This window comes from Natronorubrum halophilum, from assembly GCF_003670115.1.
In the GTDB taxonomy this organism is placed as follows: Archaea; Halobacteriota; Halobacteria; order Halobacteriales; family Natrialbaceae; genus Natronorubrum; species Natronorubrum halophilum.
The window spans coordinates 25,050-48,498 of the sequence record NZ_QQTY01000002.1 but is presented as its reverse complement, the minus strand read 5'-3'; the positions used below and the strand labels follow the sequence as shown (position 1 = coordinate 48,498).

The 23,449-nt window shown below is 63.6% G+C and carries 19 protein-coding genes, 1 tRNA gene and 1 pseudogene; 12 read left to right on the top strand and 9 right to left on the bottom strand.

Annotation, left to right across the window (positions count from 1 at the left end; all coding sequences use genetic code 11):
- The first annotated feature begins 19 nt into the window (after positions 1 to 19).
- Complete coding sequence (locus DWB23_RS06265; RefSeq protein WP_121741982.1) at positions 20 to 766, top strand: GIDE domain-containing protein; 747 nt, start codon at positions 20 to 22, stop codon at positions 764 to 766.
- Positions 767 to 820: 54 nt separating this feature from the next.
- Here the strand turns inward: DWB23_RS06265 and gfo6 are convergent, their stop codons facing one another.
- Complete coding sequence (gene gfo6 / locus DWB23_RS06260; protein ID WP_121741981.1) at positions 821 to 1,891, bottom strand: D-xylose 1-dehydrogenase Gfo6; 1,071 nt, start codon at positions 1,889 to 1,891, stop codon at positions 821 to 823.
- Positions 1,892 to 2,095: 204 nt separating this feature from the next.
- Here gfo6 and nadA point away from each other — a divergent pair, with 204 nt between their 5' ends.
- Together nadA and DWB23_RS06250 are read left to right on the top strand one after the other, a co-directional pair.
- On the top strand, positions 2,096 to 3,274 hold the full coding sequence (gene nadA / locus DWB23_RS06255) for a quinolinate synthase NadA (protein WP_121741980.1): 1,179 nt from the start codon (positions 2,096 to 2,098) through the stop codon (positions 3,272 to 3,274).
- A 9-nt stretch (positions 3,275 to 3,283) separates the two neighbouring features.
- A complete protein-coding gene (locus DWB23_RS06250) occupies positions 3,284 to 4,792 on the top strand; it encodes an L-aspartate oxidase (RefSeq protein WP_121741979.1) in 1,509 nt (502 codons plus the stop codon).
- A gap of 118 nt (positions 4,793 to 4,910) precedes the next feature.
- Here the strand turns inward: DWB23_RS06250 and DWB23_RS23950 are convergent.
- A pseudogene (locus DWB23_RS23950) lies at positions 4,911 to 6,055 on the bottom strand (mechanosensitive ion channel family protein).
- A 194-nt stretch (positions 6,056 to 6,249) separates the two neighbouring features.
- Here DWB23_RS23950 and nadC point away from each other — a divergent pair.
- Positions 6,250 to 7,065, top strand: coding sequence for a carboxylating nicotinate-nucleotide diphosphorylase (gene nadC / locus DWB23_RS06240; protein ID WP_121741978.1), 816 nt, complete (start codon positions 6,250 to 6,252; stop codon positions 7,063 to 7,065).
- Positions 7,066 to 7,184: 119 nt separating this feature from the next.
- The gene (locus tag DWB23_RS06235; RefSeq protein ID WP_121741977.1) at positions 7,185 to 8,657 is read left to right on the top strand and encodes an aldehyde dehydrogenase family protein; all 1,473 of its coding nucleotides are present in this window, start codon (positions 7,185 to 7,187) and stop codon (positions 8,655 to 8,657) included.
- 41 nt (positions 8,658 to 8,698) lie between these two features.
- Here the strand turns inward: DWB23_RS06235 and DWB23_RS06230 are convergent, their stop codons facing one another.
- The 5 genes from DWB23_RS06230 to DWB23_RS06210 form a co-directional block, all read right to left on the bottom strand.
- Positions 8,699 to 9,475, bottom strand: coding sequence for a formate/nitrite transporter family protein (locus DWB23_RS06230; RefSeq protein ID WP_121743025.1), 777 nt, complete (start codon positions 9,473 to 9,475; stop codon positions 8,699 to 8,701).
- Positions 9,476 to 9,890: 415 nt separating this feature from the next.
- Positions 9,891 to 9,974: transfer RNA gene (locus DWB23_RS06225), tRNA-Leu, on the bottom strand.
- 94 nt (positions 9,975 to 10,068) lie between these two features.
- Positions 10,069 to 10,410, bottom strand: a complete 342-nt coding sequence (locus DWB23_RS06220; protein ID WP_121741976.1) for a ferredoxin — start codon at positions 10,408 to 10,410, stop codon at positions 10,069 to 10,071.
- A gap of 923 nt (positions 10,411 to 11,333) precedes the next feature.
- Positions 11,334 to 12,110 (bottom strand): IclR family transcriptional regulator, encoded by a 777-nt coding sequence (locus tag DWB23_RS06215; RefSeq protein ID WP_121743024.1) that lies wholly within the window; start codon positions 12,108 to 12,110, stop codon positions 11,334 to 11,336.
- Positions 12,111 to 12,589: 479 nt separating this feature from the next.
- Positions 12,590 to 14,122: an aldehyde dehydrogenase family protein gene (locus DWB23_RS06210; protein WP_121741975.1), complete on the bottom strand. Its 1,533-nt coding sequence runs from the start codon at positions 14,120 to 14,122 to the stop codon at positions 12,590 to 12,592.
- 114 nt (positions 14,123 to 14,236) lie between these two features.
- On the opposite strand from DWB23_RS06210, the gene DWB23_RS06205 reads away from it, so the two are divergent.
- The 5 genes from DWB23_RS06205 to DWB23_RS06190 all read left to right on the top strand — a co-directional run bounded on the left by DWB23_RS06205 (position 14,237) and on the right by DWB23_RS06190 (position 18,405).
- Positions 14,237 to 14,971 (top strand): helix-turn-helix domain-containing protein, encoded by a 735-nt coding sequence (locus tag DWB23_RS06205; RefSeq protein ID WP_121741974.1) that lies wholly within the window; start codon positions 14,237 to 14,239, stop codon positions 14,969 to 14,971.
- Positions 14,972 to 15,056: 85 nt separating this feature from the next.
- Positions 15,057 to 15,896 carry a proline dehydrogenase family protein gene (locus DWB23_RS06200; RefSeq protein ID WP_121741973.1) on the top strand — a complete coding sequence of 280 codons (840 nt, stop codon included), beginning with the start codon at positions 15,057 to 15,059 and terminating at the stop codon, positions 15,894 to 15,896.
- Between the two features lie 171 nt (positions 15,897 to 16,067).
- Positions 16,068 to 16,214 (top strand): hypothetical protein, encoded by a 147-nt coding sequence (locus tag DWB23_RS22915; protein WP_162989764.1) that lies wholly within the window; start codon positions 16,068 to 16,070, stop codon positions 16,212 to 16,214.
- Positions 16,204 to 17,892, top strand: a complete 1,689-nt coding sequence (locus DWB23_RS06195) for a sodium/proline symporter (RefSeq protein WP_121741972.1) — start codon at positions 16,204 to 16,206, stop codon at positions 17,890 to 17,892. The genes DWB23_RS22915 and DWB23_RS06195 overlap by 11 nt, the downstream gene beginning before the upstream one ends.
- Positions 17,893 to 18,405 (top strand): hypothetical protein, encoded by a 513-nt coding sequence (locus tag DWB23_RS06190; protein WP_121741971.1) that lies wholly within the window; start codon positions 17,893 to 17,895, stop codon positions 18,403 to 18,405. It abuts the gene before it with no gap.
- 975 nt (positions 18,406 to 19,380) lie between these two features.
- Here DWB23_RS06190 and DWB23_RS06180 read toward each other — a convergent pair.
- Positions 19,381 to 20,331, bottom strand: a complete 951-nt coding sequence (locus tag DWB23_RS06180) for an oxidoreductase (RefSeq protein ID WP_121741969.1) — start codon at positions 20,329 to 20,331, stop codon at positions 19,381 to 19,383.
- A gap of 216 nt (positions 20,332 to 20,547) precedes the next feature.
- Between DWB23_RS06180 and DWB23_RS06175 the strand changes: the two genes are divergently transcribed.
- Positions 20,548 to 21,141, top strand: a complete 594-nt coding sequence (locus DWB23_RS06175; protein WP_121741968.1) for a DUF192 domain-containing protein — start codon at positions 20,548 to 20,550, stop codon at positions 21,139 to 21,141.
- Between the two features lie 118 nt (positions 21,142 to 21,259).
- Here DWB23_RS06175 and DWB23_RS06170 read toward each other — a convergent pair whose 3' ends face one another.
- A complete protein-coding gene (locus tag DWB23_RS06170; protein WP_121741967.1) occupies positions 21,260 to 21,778 on the bottom strand; it encodes a peptidylprolyl isomerase in 519 nt (172 codons plus the stop codon).
- 268 nt (positions 21,779 to 22,046) lie between these two features.
- On the opposite strand from DWB23_RS06170, the gene DWB23_RS06165 reads away from it, so the two are divergent.
- A complete protein-coding gene (locus DWB23_RS06165) occupies positions 22,047 to 23,219 on the top strand; it encodes a glutamate-cysteine ligase family protein (protein WP_162989763.1) in 1,173 nt (390 codons plus the stop codon).
- Positions 23,220 to 23,449: the final 230 nt, after the last annotated feature.

Here is a 23,449-nt window from a genome sequence, read left to right as displayed (position 1 = left end):
CAGCCGCGACGTTCGATCGATGCTCGGTGTGATACTCGCTGTAGTCGGCGTCGCGCTCGTCGCAGCCGGGTGCTGGAAGCTCCGGCCCGCCTATCACGTCTACCGCGGCGGGACCGACGATATCGTCACGATCGAACGAGCCGAGGGGCCCGTCGAACTCGAGGGGACGGCGAGCGCCGTCGGCGGAACGGTTAGGGGGCCGCTGACTGGGACGGAGTGTCTGGTTTACGAGTACGAGGTCGAGGAGTACCGCTCGAGCGGGAAACACTCCTCGTGGACGACGGTCGACGAGGGAGCCGGCGGGGTCCCCTTCAGGCTCGAGGACGCCACCGCGAGCGTCCGAGTCGAGCCGGCCGGAGCCGACCTCGCGCTTTCGACGGAAACGACAATCGAGGTCGACGGCGGCGAGGCCGAACCGGAGCCGATCAGGGAGTTCCTCGAGACCGAGTCCGATCTCGAGTCCGAGAACACGTCGTTCGATATCGGCGTCGTCGAGATCGCGACCGGAAACGACAGGCGATACCACGAACGGCGGCTCGATCCGGGCGAGGAGGCGTACGTGTTCGGGCAGTCTCGCTACGACGTGGATGCGCGGGAAACGATGCGCGACGTCAGTTCGGTCGTCGAGGGCGGGCCGGACGCCCCGGCCTTCGTCGTCGCGGATTCCTCACAGCGTGTGGCCGCCCGACGGCTGGCCAAGCCGGCGGTCGTCTGGATGGCGATCGGAGCGCTGATGACGGCGATCGGACTCGTGTCGGCGATCTAGCGAGGGTCGACGCCGACCGGCGAGTTGCTCTATGATCCACGACCGGGTCGCTGCTCACTCGAGGTCGACCCGACACCCCGTCTCCGCGGACTCGTAGGCCGCCTCGATCGCCCGAAGGTCCGCGATCCCGTCCTCGCCATCGGGCTCCGGGTCGGTGCCCGTCAGCACGCAGTAGCCGAAGTAATCGAACTCCTCGCGGACCTCATCGACCGACGGACCCGTGTACTCCATGCGCATGTCGCCGCTCTCGACGACCATCTCCTGGGGGACGACGCCGCCGAACGGCGAGGTGATCGAGATCATGCCCTCGGTGCCGACCAGTTCGAGGCGGCTGCTTGCGTGAGCGTCGAAGCTCGCGGTACAGGATGCCGTCGCGCAGCTCTCGAACTCGAGTTGGAACGCGACGTGCTCGTCGACCGCGTCGAACGGCTCACCGCTCGAGTGGGTTGTGGCGTAGATACCCGAGGGATCGGCGTCGAGAAGGTACCGGATCGTGTTCAGCGGATAGACGCCGAGGTCGACCAGCACGCCCCCGCCCGCGAGGTCGGGATCGAGTCGCCACGTTTCGGGACCGGCGTGTTCCAACAGCGGATGCGAGAAGCCGCCGTGGACCTGGACGACGTCGCCGATGACGCCGTTGCGAACGAGTTCCCGCGTTCGCCGCACCGTCGGTTCGACCTGCAGGCGGTAGGCGGTCATCAGCGTCACGTCGGCGTCGTCACAGGCGGTGGCGATCCCTCGAGCGCCCTCGAGATCGGTCTCGAGGGGTTTCTCACAGATGACGTGTTTGCCGTGCGCTGCGGCGGCGATAGCGTAGGTACCGTGGGTGGCGTTCGGCGTCGCGACGTAAACCGCGTCGTACGTCTCCGCGTGGTCACCGGCCAGGAACGAGTCGTAGTCGACGACGTGGGGAACGTCGAACGATTCGGCGACGGATCGCGTTCGATCGGGCGAACTGGTGACGAGCGTCGTCGCCTCGCAGTACGTTCCGTTAGCAATGGCCGGCAACGCGCGGTTCTGAGCGAAGCCTCCGACGCCGACCAGGGCGAGCCGCACCGTTCCCTCGGGCGCGTCCCGCTCCCAGTCTCGCCGCGTGAAGTGTGCGAATGTATCCTGAAGCGCCATATCGACGCTACGGGCTCCAGCGGAAAGGATGTAGTCAACGCTCACGCGACAGTCACCGACCGGAATCTGTCGGTAGAGTCCAACAACCGGTAATTCGTTTTCTATCGTCGTATAAATCGATGGTATTCCCCCAGTTCCGGGTATCGAAGGAAAAAGTTATTCAATAGCGGCCTGTGATGTGTAGTCAACCACAGGTGACGGAGAATGGTTACAATGGAAACGACGGAGCTGGATACCGAACTGAGTCTGTTCAAATACGACACCCTCGAGCAGTTACCGCCCCGCTACCGGGAACTCGAGGAGGGAGAACGGACCGAACGCATCGAAGCGGCACTCGAGGAACTCGGCGACGACGTCGTGATCCTCGGCCACAACTACCAGCGACGCGAGATCGTCGAGCACGCCGATTTCGTCGGCGACTCCTATCAACTGTCGACGGAAGCCGCCGCCGCGGACGCCGAGTACGTGATCTTCGCCGGCGTCACGTTCATGGCCGAGAGCGCGGATATCATCACCGACGACGACCAGACCGTCATCCTCCCGAGCATGGAGGCCTCCTGTCCGATGGCCGGGATGGCCGAGGCGCTCCAGGTCGACAGCGCGTGGGCCGAGATCACCGCCGCCGCGCCGGACGCGAACATCGTTCCGATCACGTACATGAACTCCTACGCGGATCTGAAGGCCTTCTGTGCGAGTCAGGGCGGACTCGTCTGTACCTCCTCGAACGCGCACAAGGCGTTCGAGTACGCCTTCGAGCGGGGCGATAAGGTCCTCTTCCTCCCCGACAAGCACCTCGGGGAGAACACCGCCCACCGGATGGGCATGGAAGACCGGATCGCCGAATGGGACCCGTGGGATTCCGATGGGAAAGACAGCGAGGCGCGACACACCTCGAGCAGCCGGACTGTGTCCGGCGATGCCAACGAGGTCGCCGAGAGCGACATCATCCTCTGGGACGGCTACTGCCAGGTCCACGAGCGATTCCGCGTAGAGCACATCGAGCAGATCCGGGCCGAGCACGACGACGCGAAGGTGATCGTCCACCCCGAGTGCCGACGCGAGGTCGTCGAGGCCGCCGACGAGGCCGGTTCGACAGCGGCGATCTGCGAGACGATCGAAACGGCCGATCCCGGCGACACGTGGGCCATCGGCACCGAGATCCACCTTACCGAGCACCTCCAGCGCTGGCATCCCGAGGTGAACGTCCTGCCGCTGTGCGGCGACGCCTGCATGGACTGCAACGCCATGCGCCAGATCGACCCGAACTACCTCACCTGGGTGCTCGAGGAACTCGTCCGCGGCCGCGAACGCAACGTGATCGAGGTCGCCCCCGAGGAGAAGGAACTCGCGGGCCTCGCTCTCGAACGGATGCTCGAGATCTAACCCTCGATCATGACTGACACAACAGACCACGAACTCGCGGACGTACTCGTGATCGGCAGCGGCATCGCGGGCTGTGCAGCCGCCCTGTCGGCCGCACGCGAGGGTGCCGAGGTGTTGCTTCTGACCAAGGCCGAGCGTCCCGACGACGCCAGCACCGACTGGGCGCAGGGCGGCATCTCGACGACGCGCGGGGACCCGAAGAGCCTCAAGGAGGACATCCTCACAGCCAGCGACGGCACGGCGGATCCGGACGCGGTCGACGTACTGGTCGAGAACGCAGACGACGCCGTCGAGGACGTGTTGCTCGAGACGCTCGAGATCGGGTTCGACGAGACCGACGGCGGCGAGTTCGACTACACGCGCGAGGCAGCCCACTCGGCGTACCGGATCCTCCACGTCGACGCCGCGACTGGAACGCACATTCTGCGCCCGTTCCTGCGCTATCTGGATGCGCACGACCGCATCGAGGTTCGCCAGGACACCGCCGCGCTCGAGCTCATCACGCACGAGGGGCGCGTTCACGGCGTCGTGAGCGACGAGGAATCCACCGGAAAGGCGATCTTCGCCGGGACGACGATCCTCGCGACGGGCGGCATCGGAGCGCTTTATACGCGTTCGACCAATCCCGACGACGCGACCGGCGACGGGATCGCCATGGCCGCGCTCGCCGGGGCCGAAGTCGCCGATCTCGAGTACGTCCAGTTCCATCCGACGGCGTACGCAGGCGACGATCCGTTCCTGCTCTCGGAGGCCCTGCGCGGCGAGGGAGCCGTCCTCCGCAATCGGGACGGCGAACGGTTCATGAACGACTACCATCCGCAGGGTGATCTCGCTCCGCGGGATGTCGTCGCCCGCGCCGTCGAGACAGAACGCGAGGAGACGGGCGAGGTCGACCTGGACGTGAGCACGCTCGAACGCGAGTTCGAGACCGAGTATCCCGCGATCGCCGAGACGTGTCGCGACCGCGGGATCGAAGGCGACGAGATCCCCGTCGCGCCCTGCGAGCACTTCCTGTGCGGCGGAATCGACGTCGACGAGAACGGGCGAACCTCGCTCGATCGACTGTACGCCGTCGGCGAGTGTGCCCGAACCGGCGTTCATGGCGCGAATCGACTGGCGAGTACGAGCCTGCTCGAGGGACTCGTCTGGGGGCTGCGAGCGGGTGCGGATGCCGTCGATCTCGAGGCAGAACCCGAGACCGTCGAGGTACCCGACCTGCGTAACGGCGACCCGGACCTGCCCGAGCGCTTCGCCACCGAGAAGTCGATCCGGCTGAAGCGGACGATGGACGAGCACCTCGGCCTCGAGCGCGATCCGGACGACGTCGCCCGTGCGAGCGCCGTTCTCCGACGGCTCAAGGGCGAGGTCGACGCGTACACCCGTACCCGAACGGCCCGGGATCTCTACGAACTCAGGAACGCGAGCGTGACGGCCCTGCTGATCGCTCGAGCCGCGAGCGAGAACGCGGAGTCGACGGGCTGTCACTACGTCGTCGACGACGACGCGCCGCTCGCGTAGCAGCCGCCGCTCCGCTCACCGCTCCTCGTCATTTCTCTTCGTTTCTCGCTTCGTTCCTCGGGTGTCCCAGCGTCGTGCCTCGCTGCGCCGTGGGTTGTCGGTTCGGCGTCCCGCCTCGCTACGCTCGTCGTCCCGGAGTAACGTCGTCCGCATCGCCCAGAACCGGTGACGTCGAATCCGTCGTGTCGTCGTCGGTCGGCCCCGGCCTCGAAACGTGGATCTCGCGCTGGGGGAACGGAATCTCGATCTCCGATGCGGCCAACGCCTTGTACATCGCCCGGTTGAGTTCGTGCGTCGCTTTGTTGGCGCGGGTCGGCGCGGCCACCCAGCAGAGGAGTTCGTACTCGAGCGCCGAGTCGCCGAAGGCCCGAAACCGCATCCGCGGCTTCGGCGAGTCGAGGACGAGCGATTCCGCGTCGGCGATCTCGAGGACGAGTTCCTCGAAGGCGTCGATATCCGTCCCGTAGCCGACGCCGATCGGGACCTTGAGTCGACGGCGGCGTTGTGGAGCCGACTGATTGATCACTTTCGCGGCGTTCAGCACCGCGTTCGGGACCGTGATGAGCACTTCGTCGCGCATCATGAGCGTCGTTGATCGAATGCCGACTTTGACGACGGTGCCCGCTTCGCCGGAGTCGAGTTCGATGTAGTCGCCCAGCTTGTAGGTGTCGTCGAAGTAGAGCGCGATGCCGCCGAAGAAGTTGGCGACGGTGTCGCGGGCGGCGAAGCCGACGGCGATGCCCGCGCCGCCGGCCGCGCCGAGCAGCGGCGGATACTGTACTCCCACAGCGACAGCAAGACGCCGATCGTGCCGGCGGAGACGATCAGCGTCCAGACGTTCGAGAAGACCGGCGCGAAGTCGAATCGCGACCCCTTGTCCTTGACCTCGTCGACGAACCGATTGACGATCCGGTTGGCGGCGAACGCCCAGGCGACGACGATGACCGACAGCGAGGGCTTGCCGAAGAACGTGTCGAGTTGACCGGGCGCGAGCAGGACGTTTTCGGTGACGGATGGGAGCTGCGTGAGCAGATAGACGCCCGCCAGCGCGGCCGTGACGACGACCGGCAGCCGAAGCTCCTCGACGAGGATGAAATCGTAGCGCGTCTTCGTCCGACTGGTGTACCGGAGCAGGGTTCGGAGCACGACGACTTCGAGAACGACCGCGATCCCCAGCGAAATGCCGATCAGGAGAGCAGTCGCTTGCCAGGCGGGAAGATCCTCGAATAGCCGCGCGAGGAGACCGACGAAGAACTCGTTCATGACAGCGAGAGGGGGACGATCGAAGTAACTATTTCTGCAAGCCGACAGTCAGATTTTCGCGACCCTCAGCGTTCGAGACGGTTGATACCGATGGTCGTCGAGACCCGGAGCCGCACCGGCCGGCGTCGGTCAGCGGCCGCCGTCACAAACGCACCCTTTATTTTCGCCGGACCCGCACCCGCGGCCAAGGCCGCATGATCACCGACGCACAAATCGAACGCTGGCTCCGCGAGGATATCGGCCACCACGACGTGACGAATCAGGTCCCGGGCGAAACGACGGGCCGACTCGTCGCGAAGGAATCCGGCGTCGTCGCGGGCCTCGAGGCCGCGAGCGCCGTCTTCGACTATCTCGGCGTCGGGGTACTCGAGACGCTCGAGGACGGAACCCCCGTCGGACCGGGCGACGAGGCGCTCCGCGTCGAGGGCCCCGCACGCGAGATCCTCCGCGGCGAACGCGTCGCCGTGAACCTCGCGGGCCACGCGTCGGGAATCGCGACTCGCACCCGGAACGTCGTCGACGAGGCGCGCGCGGAATCCGACGACGTCCGAATCGCCGCGACTCGGAAGACGACGCCCGGACTCCGCGGCGTAGAGAAGCGCGCCGTCGTCGCGGGCGGGGGCGACACCCACCGTCTCGACCTCTCGCACATGGTTATGGTGAAGGACAACCACATCGCGGAGATGGGTCTCGAGGGAGCGATCGACCACTTCCGAGCGCGAACGTCGTTCGCGACGAAACTCGACGTCGAGGTCGAGACCGTCGCGGACGCGCCGCGAGCCGCCGAGGCCGGCGCGGATATCGTTTTGCTCGACAATGTGTCCCCCGAAGAGACGCGGGAAGCCGTCGACCGACTGGAACGATACGGGGGGGTGCTCGCGGAAGCCAGCGGCGGGATCACGCTCGAAACGGTCGCCGACTACGCCGCGACGGGCGTCGACGTCATCTCGATGGGATCGCTCACCCACTCGGCACCGTCGCTGGATCTGTCGTTCCGGACGGGCGAATAACGAACGCGCGACGTTCGGTTCCGCTCGAGCGAGCGTCCTCGAGCGTGACCGACTCGGCTCGCGTCGCGTTGCGCTCGCCGGTGTGTCACTTATACACAACCGAGCGGTAGCGTGCCCGCATGATGGACCTTCCGCTGACGCCCGATTCGGGCTGGAACTCACTGTATCTCGCCGGCGAATGGACCGATCCCGGCGACCGAGGGACGATCGCGGTCGAGAACCCCTATACGCGCGAGAAGATCGCGACCGTTCCCGCCGGGACCGAAGCGGACGTCGATCGGGCGTACGAAGCCGCGGCCGAGGCCCAGCGATCGTGGGCCGACCAGCCGCCGCAACGACGGGCCGGCGTCGTCACGGCCGCACTCGAGTTCGTCCGCAGCCACCGCGAGGAAATCACGGACCTGCTCGCTCTCGAGTCCGGCAGCACGCAGGTCAAAGGCGAGGCCGAACTGCAGACGGCTCGAGGAATGATGCAACAGGCGGCGAGCTACCCGTTCCGAATGAAGGGGCAACACGCCGAGTCGGTGATTCCGGGGAAAGAACACATCGTCGAGCGCAACCCCGCCGGCGTCGTCGGCGTCATCTCGCCGTGGAACTTCCCGTTACACCTCTCGATGCGGGCAGTCGCGCCGGCGATCGCCGCCGGAAACGCGGTCGTGCTCAAACCCGCCTCGAACACGCCGATCACCGGCGGCCTGTTGCTCGCGCGGATCTTCGAGGAGGCCGGCGTTCCGGAGGGCGTCCTGAGCGTCGTTCCCGGGCAGGGCTCCGAGATCGGCGACGCGATCGCCGGCCACGAGATTCCCCGCGTACTCGCCTTTACCGGCTCGACCGAGATCGGCCAGCGCGTCGCCACGCAGGCCGCCGAGAACTGCGCGCTCCCCGCGCTCGAACTCGGCGGCAACAACGTCCACGTCGTCACCGAGAACGCGGACGTCGGTCGCGCCGTCGACGGCGGCGTCTTCGGGTCGTTCCTCCACCAGGGCCAGGCCTGCATCTCGATCAACCGGCACCTGGTCCACGAGGACGTCTACGACGATTACGTGGGGATGCTCACCGATCGCGCGGCGAACTTACCGACCGGCGATCCGACCGACGGAGACACGATCATCGGGCCGATCATCGACGAAACGCAGCGCGATCAGATCCTGGCGTACGTCGACGAAACCGTCGACGAGGGCGCGACCCTCGAGACCGGCGGCGACCACGACGGGCTGGTCGTCGAACCGACCGTGCTCTCGGACGCCGACAACGACATGGCCGCGGCGTGCAACGAACACTTCGGCCCCGTCGCACCGGTTATCCCCTACTCGAGCGACGGTGAGGCGATCGAACTGGCCAACGACACGATCCACGGGCTATCGGGATCGGTCCACAGCGAGGACCTCGAGCAGGCCCGAACGATCGCCGACGGGATCGAGACGGGGATGATTCACATCAACGACCAGCCGATCAACGACGAGCCCCACGTTCCCTTCGGCGGGATGAAACAGTCCGGACTGGGGCGGTACAACGGCGAGTCGATTCTCGACGAACTGACGACGACGAAGTGGATCTCGGTACAACGCGAGTCTCGAGAGTATCCGTTCTAGTAGAGAGGCGTAGCGATTGACAGTTGAAGCGATCCGAACCCTTAATTCGCCCCTCGGACAACGTGTCCGTATTTTAACGCCCCCACGAAGATTGCCCCGCCGAACGCGTTTCCGAGCGTAGCCAAGAGGAGGAACATGAGATAATCCAGCGGCGAAATCGCAGGTGACACAAATAGACCGAAGAGCACCTCGACGTTGCCTGCGATCGAGTGCGGGAGGTGAAGTATTCCGATCGTAGCGGTTACGATCCAAATAAGAAATATTCGGCTTGTCGTCTCTTGTGCTGCCGTAATCAACCACGCTAACAGTCCCATCAACCAACCCGCAAAAATTCCTGCAACGAACAGCCATTGAATCTCGTGCGAAACGAGTTTAAGCGCGATCTCTTCGAACGCCTCTGGCGAGACGACTCCGAGACCCGGCATAAGGATCACGGCAAGAAGCGTAAACAGAAACCCGCCAACAATATTCCCGACGTATACCAGTCCCCAGAGGCGGGTCAACTGCCGTACTGATGCCTGCCGATCGAGAACTGGTATCACTGCCAACGTGGTATGTTCGGTGAACAGTTCCGAACGACCTAATATCACGAAAATGAAACCGACAGAATAGACACTCGCTAATAGTAACTCCGTCGTGAGATCGCCAAAGCCGCCCTGAGAGAGCGTAAGCACTACCGCCATCATCAATGGACCAAAACCGATATCGAGACCCGCTGAGACGCCGGATAACAATAGACCGGACCATTCACGGTTGATCTCGTGAAGCCCGTTCTCAATCAACGAATCGAGAACATCTCGAGTAGGCGTCTGTTCCATTATCCCGAGATTCTCGTCTTTTGAATCATCCACAATCGGAGGCCTCTGGCGTACCATTGTAGGGTCAGCATCACAAACTTTCTCATCGGAATCCTCGTGTCAGATCTGGCTCGTTCGTTTCCGGCACAGGGCGTACAGGGGAGTCACTCGTAGCGGAATACCCCCATCTAAACCAGTACGGGTGTGCTACACCCACTTCTCAAAATCGTCGCACTCTTGCGCTTTTGTCGAACCAGTGCGATCGTGTCGGCTGTCACGGTGCAGCCGGTAAAATCGCATGAGGGCGTACCCCTCAGGATGCGAGAAGGGATTTGAACCACCTCGAGACGGTCGCTCACTCCGTTCGCGCTGCGTCTCGCGTCATTCGAATCCTTCCGGTCGATTGCCGCTGCTCGCGAATTGCTCGCAGCGACAATGCGAGGGAAGGGATTTGAACCCTCGGACCCCTACGGGAGCGGGTCTTAAGCCCACCGCCGTTGGCCTGCTTGGCTACCCTCGCACAGAAGCGCACTCGAGCGTTGTTCCCGGTTCGGGATGTGCGTTTCGGTGTCGCCGTCGTGGATTTTTGCGGAGCGGGTGCCGTCGCCCGCTGCTTACCAGTCGACGCTCAGCGTCCCGTCACCGTGTGGATCCGGCGCGATCTCCTCGTCGGTTCGACGGTCGATAACGTGGATACAGCCGTCGTCTTTCTTCGCCGGACAGATCTCCGCCGCGCGGACGTTGTGCTCGAGGTCGTCCTCGCCGAAGAAGTACGTGTTCGGCTGGGCGATCCCCGATTCGATGGACATCACCCAGTTGTCGCTGACCTCGGCGCACTTGCCCGCGCCGAAGCACTTGTTGGCCTCGAAAATGATCTTGTAGGGCTTTTCCTCGATCGACGGCGCGTTCGACGAACCGACGTCGCTCGCGCGCTGGATACCGTCGTCGTCGCTCATGTATACCCGTTCGACCGAGCCGTCTTTCGCGTTACGATTGCCGCGAACTGAAGTGTGAGCGGAGTCGGACGAATAACAGTCAGCCTTCGGAACGAGCTCTCGCGAACCGACGCCGTATTCCAGTGTCGAGGTCCAGGAAGAAACACATATAAAGTTTATATATTTTATTTCAAACCATCCGATAAATAATATGATAACATATGAATGGAGACACACTGTAGATCGAACCGACGGATGAAACCGTAGTGAATATCTCCCATATGTACTCCGGTCGAATAAATAGCGGTTCGACGCAACATCGGCCGATGTGGCCGTCCGCTACGATCGAACCCGAGTCTAGGAGGTCCACGACTGCAATGCTTGAATCGGAATGCGTGGCGCCGTGGTGAGATCGTTCCCCGAACGCGAAGACGATACCGATGCCGCGTTCTCCGCTCCAGGGCGAATCGCTGACCAGTCTCCGACAGCGACACGGCTTCAGTTCCGAGACCGATGACATCACTGACCGAGCGTATTTAATATAGAATAAGAACGTATTTTGAATCCTAGTGCCTTCACTTACCATTTTGATAATAAACTTTTAAAAGTTCTATTTTCCGTTTCGGACGGCTCTAGCTCTTCCGGATGGCGCTCAGTTCACCCTCCTCTCGAGTCGCTTCGAATCCGATCGGACGTCAGTCCTCCCGCTCCACCGGTTGCTTCGATCGAAACGTTCGACGCCTGAAAACCAGATCAGCGACCACGCCAGTTCGCCTCGCATCGGACGGCTCGACGCCCGCGGCGGCACGACTCGGTCCGTCCGAGACCGCTCGCGGGGAATGCGGTACCGGAGCGATGCGTCCGCAGGTGTCCGCCGTCGGCTGCTATCGTCGCGGTAGTGTTCGGAACGCCACGTAATTACAACCATACGGTTGTAATAAGCGCTAGAACAGTTTCGACTCGAGAGAGTCGATTTCGTCCAGTAGCAACCGTCCGATTTCCTCGATCGTCGACTCGTCGACGGCCATTCGATACGTCGGTCCTCCGATCGAGAACGCACCGACGACCTCCCCGTCGGGATTCGTCACGGACGCGCCGACGGATCGGTAGCCGGCGATCAGTTCCTCGTCGTTGACCGCGTACCCGCGGCGTCGTACCGACTCGAGTTCGTCGCACAGCGCCGACTCGTCGGTGATGGTGCGGTCGGTCGTCGCCGGGAGCCCCCACTGGTCGATGATGTCGCGGACGCGCGGTTCGGGCATCGACGCCAGCATGGCCTTACCGGAGGCACAGTGGTGCATGTAAAAGCGGTTGCCCGCCCGGAACGGGCCCGATTCCGATAGCCCTCGAGAGTTCGACTCCCCGACCGCGTACTCGAGCGAGTACGCGCGGCCGTGTTCTTCGGCGATGAAGTCGGCTTCGTGTCCGGTCTTCTCGGCGAGTGAGTGGACCCGCTGGCGCGCCGTCGCGTACCGCGGGTTCCGGTCTCGCGCGTGCTCGCCGAACGGCAGGAACTCGAGGCCGACGTGGTAGGTATCTCCGTCGCGGACCAGAAACCCCTCGTCGACCAGCGTATGAAGGTGGTTGTGGACGGTGCTTTTTGCCAGGCCGAGGCGGTCAGCCAGCTCGCTCAACCCGGCCCCATCGCTGTTGCGGACCGCCCGAACGAGCGCGAGCGACGTTTTCGTCGTCTTGACCGGTCGTGGGCGTTCGTTCGTCATGGTTCGAACACCGGTTCCCTCGAGCCATAAGCGTTCGGAATGTGTGAACGATGTTTTGCGACATACGTCGATAATTCCATTCTTTTCTTTGATTTTTTGGTGGGTTTTGAGGGAGAGGAGATCCGGGCTCTCGTTCCGGCTTCCGAAATCGATCGCAACCGCGGCCGGAGCCCAGACGGTGCTCACCCGCCGGATCTCGCCGGCGACAGCGCGTTCGGAACGCGTGAACGGCCGAGCGCTCGACCCGGTACCGACCCATATCGACGGGATGCGTCAGTCGCGCCGTTGCCGAGAGAGCGGCCGGGCCGCTGGGCCGTTCACGTCTTCGGAACGCAGTTATCGCAAGCGTGCAAGCAGCCCGCGGCGACGGTGTGTGAGGCACTCGGCGCTAATCGGCACCGCAGTGACTCATCCACCCACACCGTCGACACCAGTCGTCCGATGCGTCGGTCGGTCGCCCGCAGAGCGGACAGCTCATCTCAGTCATCGTCGGTCGTGATGTCGGCGGACAGCCCCTGTGCCATTTCGATGTCGTTCGAGTTGTTCAGCGTCCACGCGGTGCGTTCGGTGACGGCCTCGATCACTTCCCGACCGCTCGGATAGCCGTTTCCGGACTTGCCGACGCCGCCGAACGGCAGGTGGACTTCCGCACCGATACACGGCAGATTTCCGTAGGCGAGTCCGACCTCGGCGTTGTCGCGGTAGTAGTTGACCTCGCGGTAGTCCTCGGAAATAATTGCGCCCGCGAGTCCGTACTCGGTATCGTTGTGAACCGCGACGGCGTCCTCGATGCTACCCGAGTACTCCACGAGGGCCACGTGGGGGCCGAAGACCTCTTCCTGCGTACAGCGGAGGTCCGCCTCGTGATCGGCTTCGTAGACGAACGGGCCGATCCAGTGGCCCTCGGCGTGGCCGTCCGGGATTTCGTCGTCGGCCAACTCGTCGCGATCGACGAGGACGTCGACGCCTTCGCTTCGCGCGAGTTCGTTGTACTCGAGGACCTTCTCCCTGTGTTCGTCTTCGATCAGCGGGCCCATGAAGGTATCCTCGGCGAGCGGATCGCCGACGGCGACGTTTTCGGCGATCTCGACGAACCGCTGCTTGAACTCGTCGTAGACGCTCTCGTGAACGATCAGGCGTTCGGCCGAGACGCAGCGCTGACCGGTCGTCTTGAACGAACTCATCACGGCCGAGTGGACGGCCGTGTCGAGGTCGGCCTCGTCGGTGACGACGACCGCGTTCTTGCCGCCCATTTCGCAGGCCGCGAGCTTCCCGGGCTGTTCGGCGACGGTGCGGGCGACTTCCTGGCCGACCTCGGCCGACCCGGTAAAGAGGACGGTGTCGACGCGCGGGTCGTCGACGATGGCAGCGCCGACGTCACCGAAGCCCTGAATCATATTGAAGACGCCGTCGGGGATGCCGCTCTCCTCGAACATCTCCGCGACGATCTGGGCGCACCACGGCGTCTGTTCGGCGGGCTTCCAGACGACGGTGTTGCCCTCGACCAGCGAGACGGCCATGTGCCAGAAGGGAATCGCGACCGGGAAGTTCCACGGCGTGATGCAGCCGACAACGCCGCAGGGTTTCCGCCGCATGTACGCGTCCTTGCTCCCGATCTCCGAGGGCACGACGTCGCCGTGAGGGTGGCGTGCGTTTCCGGCGGCCCACTCGACCATGTGTGCGGCCTCGACGACGTCGGCTTTTCCCTCCGAAATCTCCTTCCCGCACTCTTTCGTGACGATCTCGCCGAGTTCGTCCGTCCGCTCGCGCAGTTCGTGGTAGATCTCCCAAAGGTACTCCGCGCGGTCGATGTGAGACAGGGTCCGCCACTCGGCCCGGGCGCTGTCCGCCGCCTCGAGCGCGCGATCGACCTCCGACTCGGTTCCTCGATGGAAGGTCCGAAGCGTCTCGCCGGTCGCCGGGTTCTCGCTCTCGAACGTCTCGTCGCTCTCTCCGTCGGTCCACTCGCCGTCGATGTAATGGCGGTTAGGCTGGGCTGTCGTCCGTTGCATACGTTACCGGTCGAGTGTCTGGGGGGAATAACAGTGGCCTCCCATGGTCGGCTTGGGGCTCGATATGCGGTATGTTTATGCTGCTCACACAAGAATCGATGCTCGAGACAGATAATGAGTAGCACGAGTTCCACGACCACGACGGAGACCGGGACGACCGACGGGACGCGGCTCACGCTGGAGATCTGGCATCCCAACTGCTGGGGATTACAGGGGACCGAGACGGTCGACGCCGGGCTCCTCATCCACACCGCTCACAGGACCGTCGAGGGAACGGTCAAGGGTCACTTCACCGCCTACGCAAAGACGGCGGGTCAGCTCGACGAGTTCGTCGCGTTCGCCGACGAGTCGCCACTGACCCACTCGACGGTCGAGCTCGGCCAGGCCTCGGCGGGGTCGACACCGGATCCGGGAAACGTGACCCGCGAACTGTTCGTCGAATACGAGCCGGAACACAGCATCAGCGACACGCTCGCCTCGCACGGGTTCATCCACGAGGCGTCGGTCCGCGTCGAGGGTGGCCTCGAACACTGGCCCGTCTTCATCGCCGACGATCGGGCGGAAGTCCGAGACCGGATCGAGGCCATCCGAGCCGAGACCGACGCCACCATCTCTATCAGCAAGATTTCCTCGCCAGCGGGCGATCCGTCGGGCACGCCCGATCGGCTCGACCGCCTGACACCTCGTCAGCGCGAGGCGTTCGAACTCGCCTGCGAACGCGACTACTACGCGTGGCCCCGCGAGGTCAGCACGCGCGAACTCGCCGACGAACTCGGCGTCTCGAAGACGACGCTGCTCGAGCACCTGCGAAAGGCCGAGACGAAACTGCTCAACCCGGACGACTCCTGACCGCCGCCCGATTAATTCACACTGGCGTCGGCAGAATCTTGTGGTCGGGTATCCATTTAGGATCGCTCGGTCCCAGCGATACGGTATGATTCCGCCGATCGCGAGCCGTTTCGTCGCCGATACGACCGTTCCGGGGACGCTAGATTACGTCTCGGACTGCAACGACGAGGGATTGGGTGCTATCGTCAACCTCCTCGGCGAACACTACCACGAGCGCGGCCCCGCGGACGAGGACGCCGATAAGTACTGTCGGCTCGCGTCCGAACTGACTCGCCACGACCTCGACGGCTGTCTGTCGGTCAAACCGTCCCAGATCGGGATCGACGTCGGGCCCGACGTCTTCGCGGCGAACTTCGAACGGATCGTCGAGGCCGCGGCCGACGACGACGTATTCGTCTGGTGTGACATGGAAGACCACACGACGACGGACACGACCGTAGACGCCGTCGGAGCGACGGCCCGCAGCCACCCTCACGACGTCGGCGTCGCTATTCAGGCGAACCTCAAACGGACGCGTGACGACCTGCGCCGGCTGGCCGATGTCCCCGCCGCCGTCCGGTTGGTGAAAGGCGCTTACGACGAACCGTCGTCGGTCGCCTACGAGTCGAAGGCGGCCGTCGACGAAGCCTACGAGACACACCTCGAGTACCTGTTCCGCGAGTTCGATCGCGGCGTCGCGGTCGGCAGCCACGACCCGCAGATGCTCGAACTCGCGACGGATCTTCACGAGGAATGCGGTACGCCGTTCGAGATTCAGATGCTCATGGGCGTTCGGGAGGACGCCCAGCGCGAACTCGCTCGAAAGGGCTACGAGGTCAACCAGTACGTTCCTTACGGCGACAAATGGATGCAGTACTTCTACCGCCGGATTCGCGAGCGAAAGGAGAACGCATTGTTCGCGCTCCGGGCGGTCGTCGGCGTATAACGAGTTCTCGTCGCCTCGCGGGAACGTATCGATGCCGTCGGGGCCCCGGAATCAATGAGCGAACGGGGCCGGAGATCCACCGTTAGCGACTGTTTCTTTCCTGGCTGATAGTTTCACATCGAAAAGTCGAAGTTCGGTAGTCTTATGTATGGGTAGGAAGCACACACCAATATGCCTGAGAGTGGATCAGTCGAACTAATCTGGTTATTTGGACCGTTCGCCGTGTACCTGGTACTGCTCGCCGTCTACTACGTCTGGGAGGGAAAGCGAGAGAAACAACTCCGGCGGCGCTACGAGGGAAAGCGCAATGGCAACTGACGGGCTCGCCGGGTCGGCCGGCGCTTGGGTGCTGGGGACGTTCGGCGTGTACCTCCTCCTTCTGCTCGGGATCGGGCTGTACTCTTCCCGACTCATGGACTCCGTCGACGACTACGTCATCGGCGGCCGAAGCATCGGCCCGGTCGTAACCGGCTTCTCCGAGCGCGCCTCCGAAATGAGCGGGTGGCTCACGCTCGGCGTCCCGAGCGACGCGTTCGGGACCGGCGTGATGGCGTTTTACAACGGACTCGGGATGATCCCCGCCGACCTGTTCGCGTGGGCGGGGCTCGCAAAGCGGCTTCGAAAGTACACGGAAGTCGTGAAAGCGGTCACGCTACCGACCTTCTTCGAGACGCGCCTACAGGACGACACCGGACTGGTCAAGGGCGTCTCCGCGTTCGTGCTGATGATCTTCGAGGGCGGGTACGTGGGCGCACAGATCGTCGCCGCCGGGACGCTCTTGGAGGTCCTCACCGGCGTCTCGTCGCTGGTCGGGATCCTCGGCGGCGGCGTCATCGTCGTCGGCTACACCATGCTCGGCGGCTACTTCGCCGTCGCGTGGTCCGACTACTTGCAGGGCGCGATCATCCTCGCCGCGTTCATCATCCTGCCGGTCATCGCGTTTACCAACTACGGGCTCCCGTTCGGCGAACTCGCGTCCGTCGGGAGTTCCTACACCAGCGTCACGGCGGGCATGACCGGCTGGGCGGCCGTCTTCGGCATTATCAGCTACGCCGCTATCGGGCTAGGCATCCCTGGGAACCCGCACGTGATGGTCCGGTTCATGGGCATCGACGAGGTCAAAAACGTGCGTCTCGCCGCGCTCGTCGCGCAACTGTTCATGTTCGTCGCGTATATCGGAGCCGGGTTCGTCGGACTGTACGCCCTCGTCGTCTTCGGGCAGGGCGGGATCGAAGACCCGAACAACGTCATGCCCATGCTCACGCTCGAGTTCTTCCCCGGTGCGATCGCGGGGATCATCCTGGCGGCCGCACTCGCCGCGATGATGTCCAGTGCCGACTCCCAGCTGCTCGTCGCGACGAGTGCTATCGTCGAGGACGTCTACCACGGCTACGTCAATCCGGCGGCCAGTCAGGAGGACCTCGTGCGGTACTCGCAGTTCGTCACGCTCGGGCTGGGTGCGGCCAGTATCGCTTTCGCCTACCTCGCACAGAACACCTCTATCTACACGCTCGTACTGGACTACGCGTGGGGCGGCCTCGGAGCGGCCATCGGTCCGACGCTCATCGCGTCGCTGTGGTGGAAACGGGTCTCCGCCGCCGGCTCCGTCGCGAGCATGATCGTTGGGACCGTGACGATGGTCCTGTGGACCCAGCTCTCGACGATCCTCGAACTCGTCGGACTCCTGGGTGCAGTCGAAGGATCGGCGTTCCTCACCGGGCTCGTCGGCGTGTACGGACTCTTCCCGGCGTTTATCCTCTCGACGCTGACGCTCATCGTCGGTTCCCTGCTCACGACGCCCCCCGAGGGTGTCGACGATCACTTCGACACCTTCGACAAACCGCTGCCGGCGCTCTCGAGCGCCGACGATCCGACCGGCACGCCGGAGTACGTTACCGACGGCGGCCGCGACGTCGCGCCGAAGGCCGTCACCGAAACCGACACCATCCGCGCACACGTCACGGCCAGCGACTACTGGGAGACGGGTGAGGAATAGATGAGCGACACGTGCCGAGGGGGCGTCGAGCCGGCGACTCGCGATCGACGACACCGCAAGCGGGCGGCGCTGACCGTCATCGAACCGACGGTAGCCCGCGAAGACGTCGCGTCGACCGGCCGCGTCGGTGCCGTCGCCTACCCCTACCGCGTCGTGGACGCGGTCGCGACGATCGAGCGACCGCTGCTTTCGGACCGCGACATTGAATACGTCGTCAGCGTCGACCGCTCCCGTCGACTCGCCGTCCGTGCCGACGTGGTCCCCGAGACCGTCGCGACGACCCTCGAGGACGTACTCGTCGTCCCCGCTGGCCTCTCGGACGAGCAGGCCCTCGAGAAGGCGGAAGACGCCGTGTTCAAGTGGACGCTCCGAAAGGTCGCCGTCGGCTCCGCGCCCGACATCGCGTTCGAGCGGTCGGTCGACGCATACAAGCTGTTCTGGATCGGGTCCCGGCCCGACGGCGACGTCATCGTCGACAGCGTCCGCGGTACCGAGACGCCGCTGGCGGACTGACGCGCTCGAGCGCTCGATTCGCTGTTCGCAGCGGCCTTTTAGGGCGGATGTACGCCGTCAGAAGTGGGTATTTCAGTCGATGCTACCGGTGGTGCTGGCGTCTCTTCGGGTTTCGATCGGTGCCGCCGTTTTTCGACTCCGGCCCGCGTTCGGTACCTCCAACGGACGTTTACTCGCCGCGGCTGGTGTGGGTTCGCGTTCCTCGGACTCTGGGTCGCGGTGACGATGGGGCCCAGTTCGCGGAGCGGACTTGACGACGGCGAGCGATGGATTCATGAGTACCGTTCTCACATTCGTCGGGGTGTCTCGTCTCGACGAGAACGTGACGCCCCGGAAGCTCGCTGGAATGGCGCTCGGCGTTTCCGCCGTGACAACCGCGTCCTCGCGGCAGCGATCCAGTTATATGTCTGATTAAATAATATAAGTCAAAAGCGTCACTAGCGAACAAGACTCCCTCGGCCGGGTGACCGATTGGACATCCGAGATGTGTCGGACCGAATTCAGTCTCATCCGCCCGTCGACGCGTAGATCGCTCGGTTTCGGGCGAGTTGCAATCTCTGGCGCGGCGTCAACGACGATTCGTCGTCGGTTCGGGGTTCGAAAGCCGAACGGGCGAGACCGGATGCGAACGGAACGAGAGATGGAGGTTTGAAGGGCGATCGGTCGCACAACAGCGGACTATCGGGATCGATTTGTGCGGTGCCGTCGTCCTCAAGACTTGCCGGTGAGACCTCGCGGCTGGCGAAGAGAGAGACCGCCACATAATATAACAGATTTGAGTTATGGTCGAATTGCTCAGAACTCACACGTAAGTGTCGTCGTTCGCTGCACGGCCGTTGGTCACCCAATTCGTTCCGTCGTACCCATCTCGGCGGTCGGGTGGCTACGGCCTTTCGATCCGCCCGCGGCGGCTGCCGGCCGCGGCGACCGATCACGGCGGTTCGAGGCGACTGGCCGAGACCTCGCCGGCGAAACTCAGGCCGGCCGATCGGCCTTCGGCTCGGGCAGGTCGTACGCGACGCCGGTCAGTTCGCTCGAGACGTCCCACAGCCGCTGGGTCGTCTCGCGGTCGTACGATCGGTCCGAGGAGGCCTGCCGTTCGGGGCTACCCCGCATATTCCCGAAACCGCCGGGGCCGTAGTACGCGCCGCCCTCGGCGTCCGGCGCGGTCGCGGCGTACAGTATCGGTAACGCGCCCATCTCGGCCGACTGCGCGACCACGGTGTTCGCGAGCCGCGACGCCGCCATCCAGAGCCGACTGCCGCTCTGCTCGGGACCGCGGAGCTGCAACCGCGTGTTCGCATAGCCCGGATGGACCGCGACGCTCTCTGCGTTCGCGCCCGCGGTGAGCAGCCGCCGCTCGAGTTCGTACGCGAACAGGACGTTCGCCAGTTTCGACTGGCAGTAGGCGTCCCACGGGTCGTACGCGTCCTCGCCCTGGAGGTCGTCGAAGTCGATCTCGCCGCGTTCGTGCATCGCGCTCGAGACGGTGACGACGCGCGAGTCGCGTTCCGCGCGGATCCCGAGGTTCTCGAGTAACAGTCCCGTGAGGGCGAAATGGCCGAGATGGTTGACACCGAACTGGGTCTCGAACCCGTCGTCGGTTTCCGAGCGAGGAATCGCCATGACTCCGGCGTTGTTGATCAGGACGTCGACGTCCTCGCCCTCGAGGCGTTCGGCGAACGCGCGGATCGACTCGAGGCTCGACAGATCGCAGGCTTCGACGCGGAGGTCGGCGTCGGGAAGGTCTTCGCGAACATCTCGTGCTGCGTCCTCGCCTCGCTCGATGTCCCGACACGCCATGATCACCGCCGCGCCGTTCCGAGCGAGTTCGCGGGTCGTCTCGAGTCCGAGCCCGCTGTTCGCACCCGTGACGACGATCGTTCGGCCGTGCTGGTCGGGGATATCGGCAGCTGTCCAGCTCATACCGCGTCTAGCGCCTCCGTGGTTCTTAACGTGCTTGTCGCACGTCCCGTGTCCGACGAACAGTAGCTGAGAGGGTCATCCGGAGACGAACTGAAAGAGATCGTTCACTCACTCTCGAAGACTATGTAGAAATACAGAATGTACTGTCTCGGATACTTCAATCACAGAAATCCCGACAAACATTTATCAGTACCGTTGTGGTCGATAGTATCTCAGATGACTCCGCTTCGCTCATCGATCGTGGACCGGCGGACCGTTCTCGCAGGCCTCGCTGTAAGCCTTAGTTCCCTCGGGCTCGCAGGATGTACCGACGATACCGACGGAAACGAACAGACGGAAGAGTCGAACTCGAGCGACGACGACTCGTCGACGGAGGACTCGAACTCGAGTGACGATGACTCGTCGACGGAGATTCACGCGGACTACGAGTCGACCGACGTTCGCGTGACGAATCCGGACGGCGACGAACTGGGCGAAGTGACGGCGGCGATCGCCGATACGCCGGAACGACAACAGCTCGGACTGAGCGACACGGAGGAGTTACCCGAAGACCGCGGCATGCTGTTCGTCTACGAGACGGTCGAGGACCGGGAGTTCATCATGCCGGACATGTCGTTCGGGATCGACATCATCTTCGCCGACGACGAGGGCGTCATCACGGGTATTGCCAACGCGCCGGAGCCCGAACCGGACGAGGACGGAAGCGAACAGACCTATCCGGGTCGCGGACAGTACGTGTTGGAAGTCGTCTACGAGTGGACCGACGAGCGCGGCGTCGAGGAAGGGGATATCCTCGAGTTCGATCTCTAATCGCCGCTTCGAGAGCCGTCGTAATTCGAGGCCGGAACTCGACCGTCAAACTCGGATACAACTCGTGGGCATAGCGACGAAATAACGAGGACGGATTTCGAAGCGATCGACGCGGGGGTTATTCGTAGTCGACGGAGACCGATTCGAGGACGACATCCTCCTGTGGCTGGTCGTTCCGGTCGGTGTCGACGCTACCGATCTCTTCGACGATGTCCATTCCGTCGATGACCTTCCCGAAGACGGAGTGGCGGTCGTCGAGGTGTGGCTGGGCGTCGAGCGTGATGAAAAACTGCGAGCCGTTGGTGTCGGGACCGGAGTTCGCCATGCTCAGGACGCCGGCGTCGTCGTGGCGCAGTTCGTCGTGGAACTCGTCGTCAAACTGGTAGCCGGGTCCGCCGCGACCGGTTTCGGTCGGGTCGCCGCCCTGGATCATGAAGCCCTCGATGATGCGGTGGAACGCGACGTCGTCGTACAGCGGCTCTCCCTCGACCTCTTCGCCCGATTCGGGGTCGGTCCACGTCTCGCCGCCGGTCGCGAGTCCGACGAAGTTATCGACGGTCCGGGGGGCGCGTTCGTCGTACAGTTCGACATCGATGTCTCCCTTGTTGGTGTGAAGGGTCGCAGTAACGTCTCCCATAGCGTCAGCGACGGCGGGCCGACAGAAAACGATAGTGGTCTCGAGTCGTGACGGCGAGGACACCGTTGAAACGCTCTGTGAGTAGTATCACCGTTGCCCGTAGCGTTACGTGCGGGTCGTTAGCCGCCCCTGCGATAAATTATAATATACGGGTAGGTATTCTAAATGCTAGAATGACCCTATATGGGTAGGGGTAGTAGTATACGCTGCGAGCTATTTCGCCCGTCACTGATTGTCGGGGTGTAGAATGTTCGCGTGAGTGATGACTATGAAATTAGGACTCGAAGTCGAGTACTGGGTTATCGACGATGAGGGGAATCTCACGTCGGCAGAAGAGGTGATACGGGCACATGAGTACGTCATTCCGGAGTTCGTCGACTCGCTCGCCGAAATCGTACTGCCGCCGATGGAGTCACGAGTCGCCCTCGAGATCACGTTTGCCGACGTACTTGGCGCGGTTCTCGACGTCGCGGCCGCACACGGGACCCACCTCGTTCCGCTCGGAACGCCGCTGCTCGAGGAGTCTCCCCCCGTGCTATCGAAACGGGGCGCGACGCTCGAGCAGATCTACGGTGACGATCTGCGATTCGCAAAGAACGTCGCTGGATCGCACATTCACTTCGACCAGACGAATCCGGTTGTCCAGGCGAACCTCCTCACGGCGCTCGATCCGGCACTTGCGCTCGTCGCGTCGTCGCCGTACTACGACGGACGGCGAACGGCAACCGCAGCGCGAGTCGCTGCATACCGTCGCGGGATGGACGAACGATTTCACCGCTTTCGCGATCTCCAGCCGTACGCGCTAACACCGGACGCGCACGCGAAACGGGTCCGTCAGTCCTTCGTCTCGTTTCTAACCCTCGCCGTCGACAGCGGGGTTTCCGAAGCCGCCGTGTACGAACAGTTTTCGCACGAGAACGTGAGTCACAGCCCCGTTCGGATCCGAGATGACCTCGGAACCGTCGAGTGGCGCGCACCAGATACCGCCCTCCCGAGCAAACTCACCCAGCTCGCTTTCGATATCGCGGGGATTCTCGAGGAGACGGCGGCAAAGCCCGTAGTAGTCGGTACTGAGCCGGGTCTCTACTCCGGCGCGATCGTGATCCCGCCGTTCGAGTCTCTCCAACGGTTGTCCAGCGAGGCGATCGCCGACGGTCTGACTCCTCGAGTCCGGACGTATCTCGAAGCGTTCGGTATCGATCCGACCGCGTACTCGCCGCTCGTCGACCGATTCCCGCGTGCTGCTGTGATCTCGCCCGACGAGGCCAGGAGCCGTCGACTCGAGTTTGCACGACTACTCAAAGCGGATGTCGATATGCTCAACGCGACGAGACGGCCCGTCGAGCAGTTTATCGAACGGAACACGGCTGGCGACGACCAGCGTTCGCAGATGAACGGGTTTGTCGACTCAGTAGAAAAGCAGCATAGCGGGAGCGTCTAGGTTCGCCTCCCTGGGTGATGGTAGGTTCACCGCCTTGGATGATGGAACCGTCGCGTCGACCTGCGAGACCGAGAAAACTTTTCCCACGAATATGCCCGACTATTGCGGGCTCGTCGTGCCGAGTTGGACCGCACGGAATCCCGAATCGCGACGAGAGATCGATCCGGCACGGGCCGGTCGATGGCAACAGGCGGCCGCAGCTACATACCGAGGGACATCCAACGATGGGC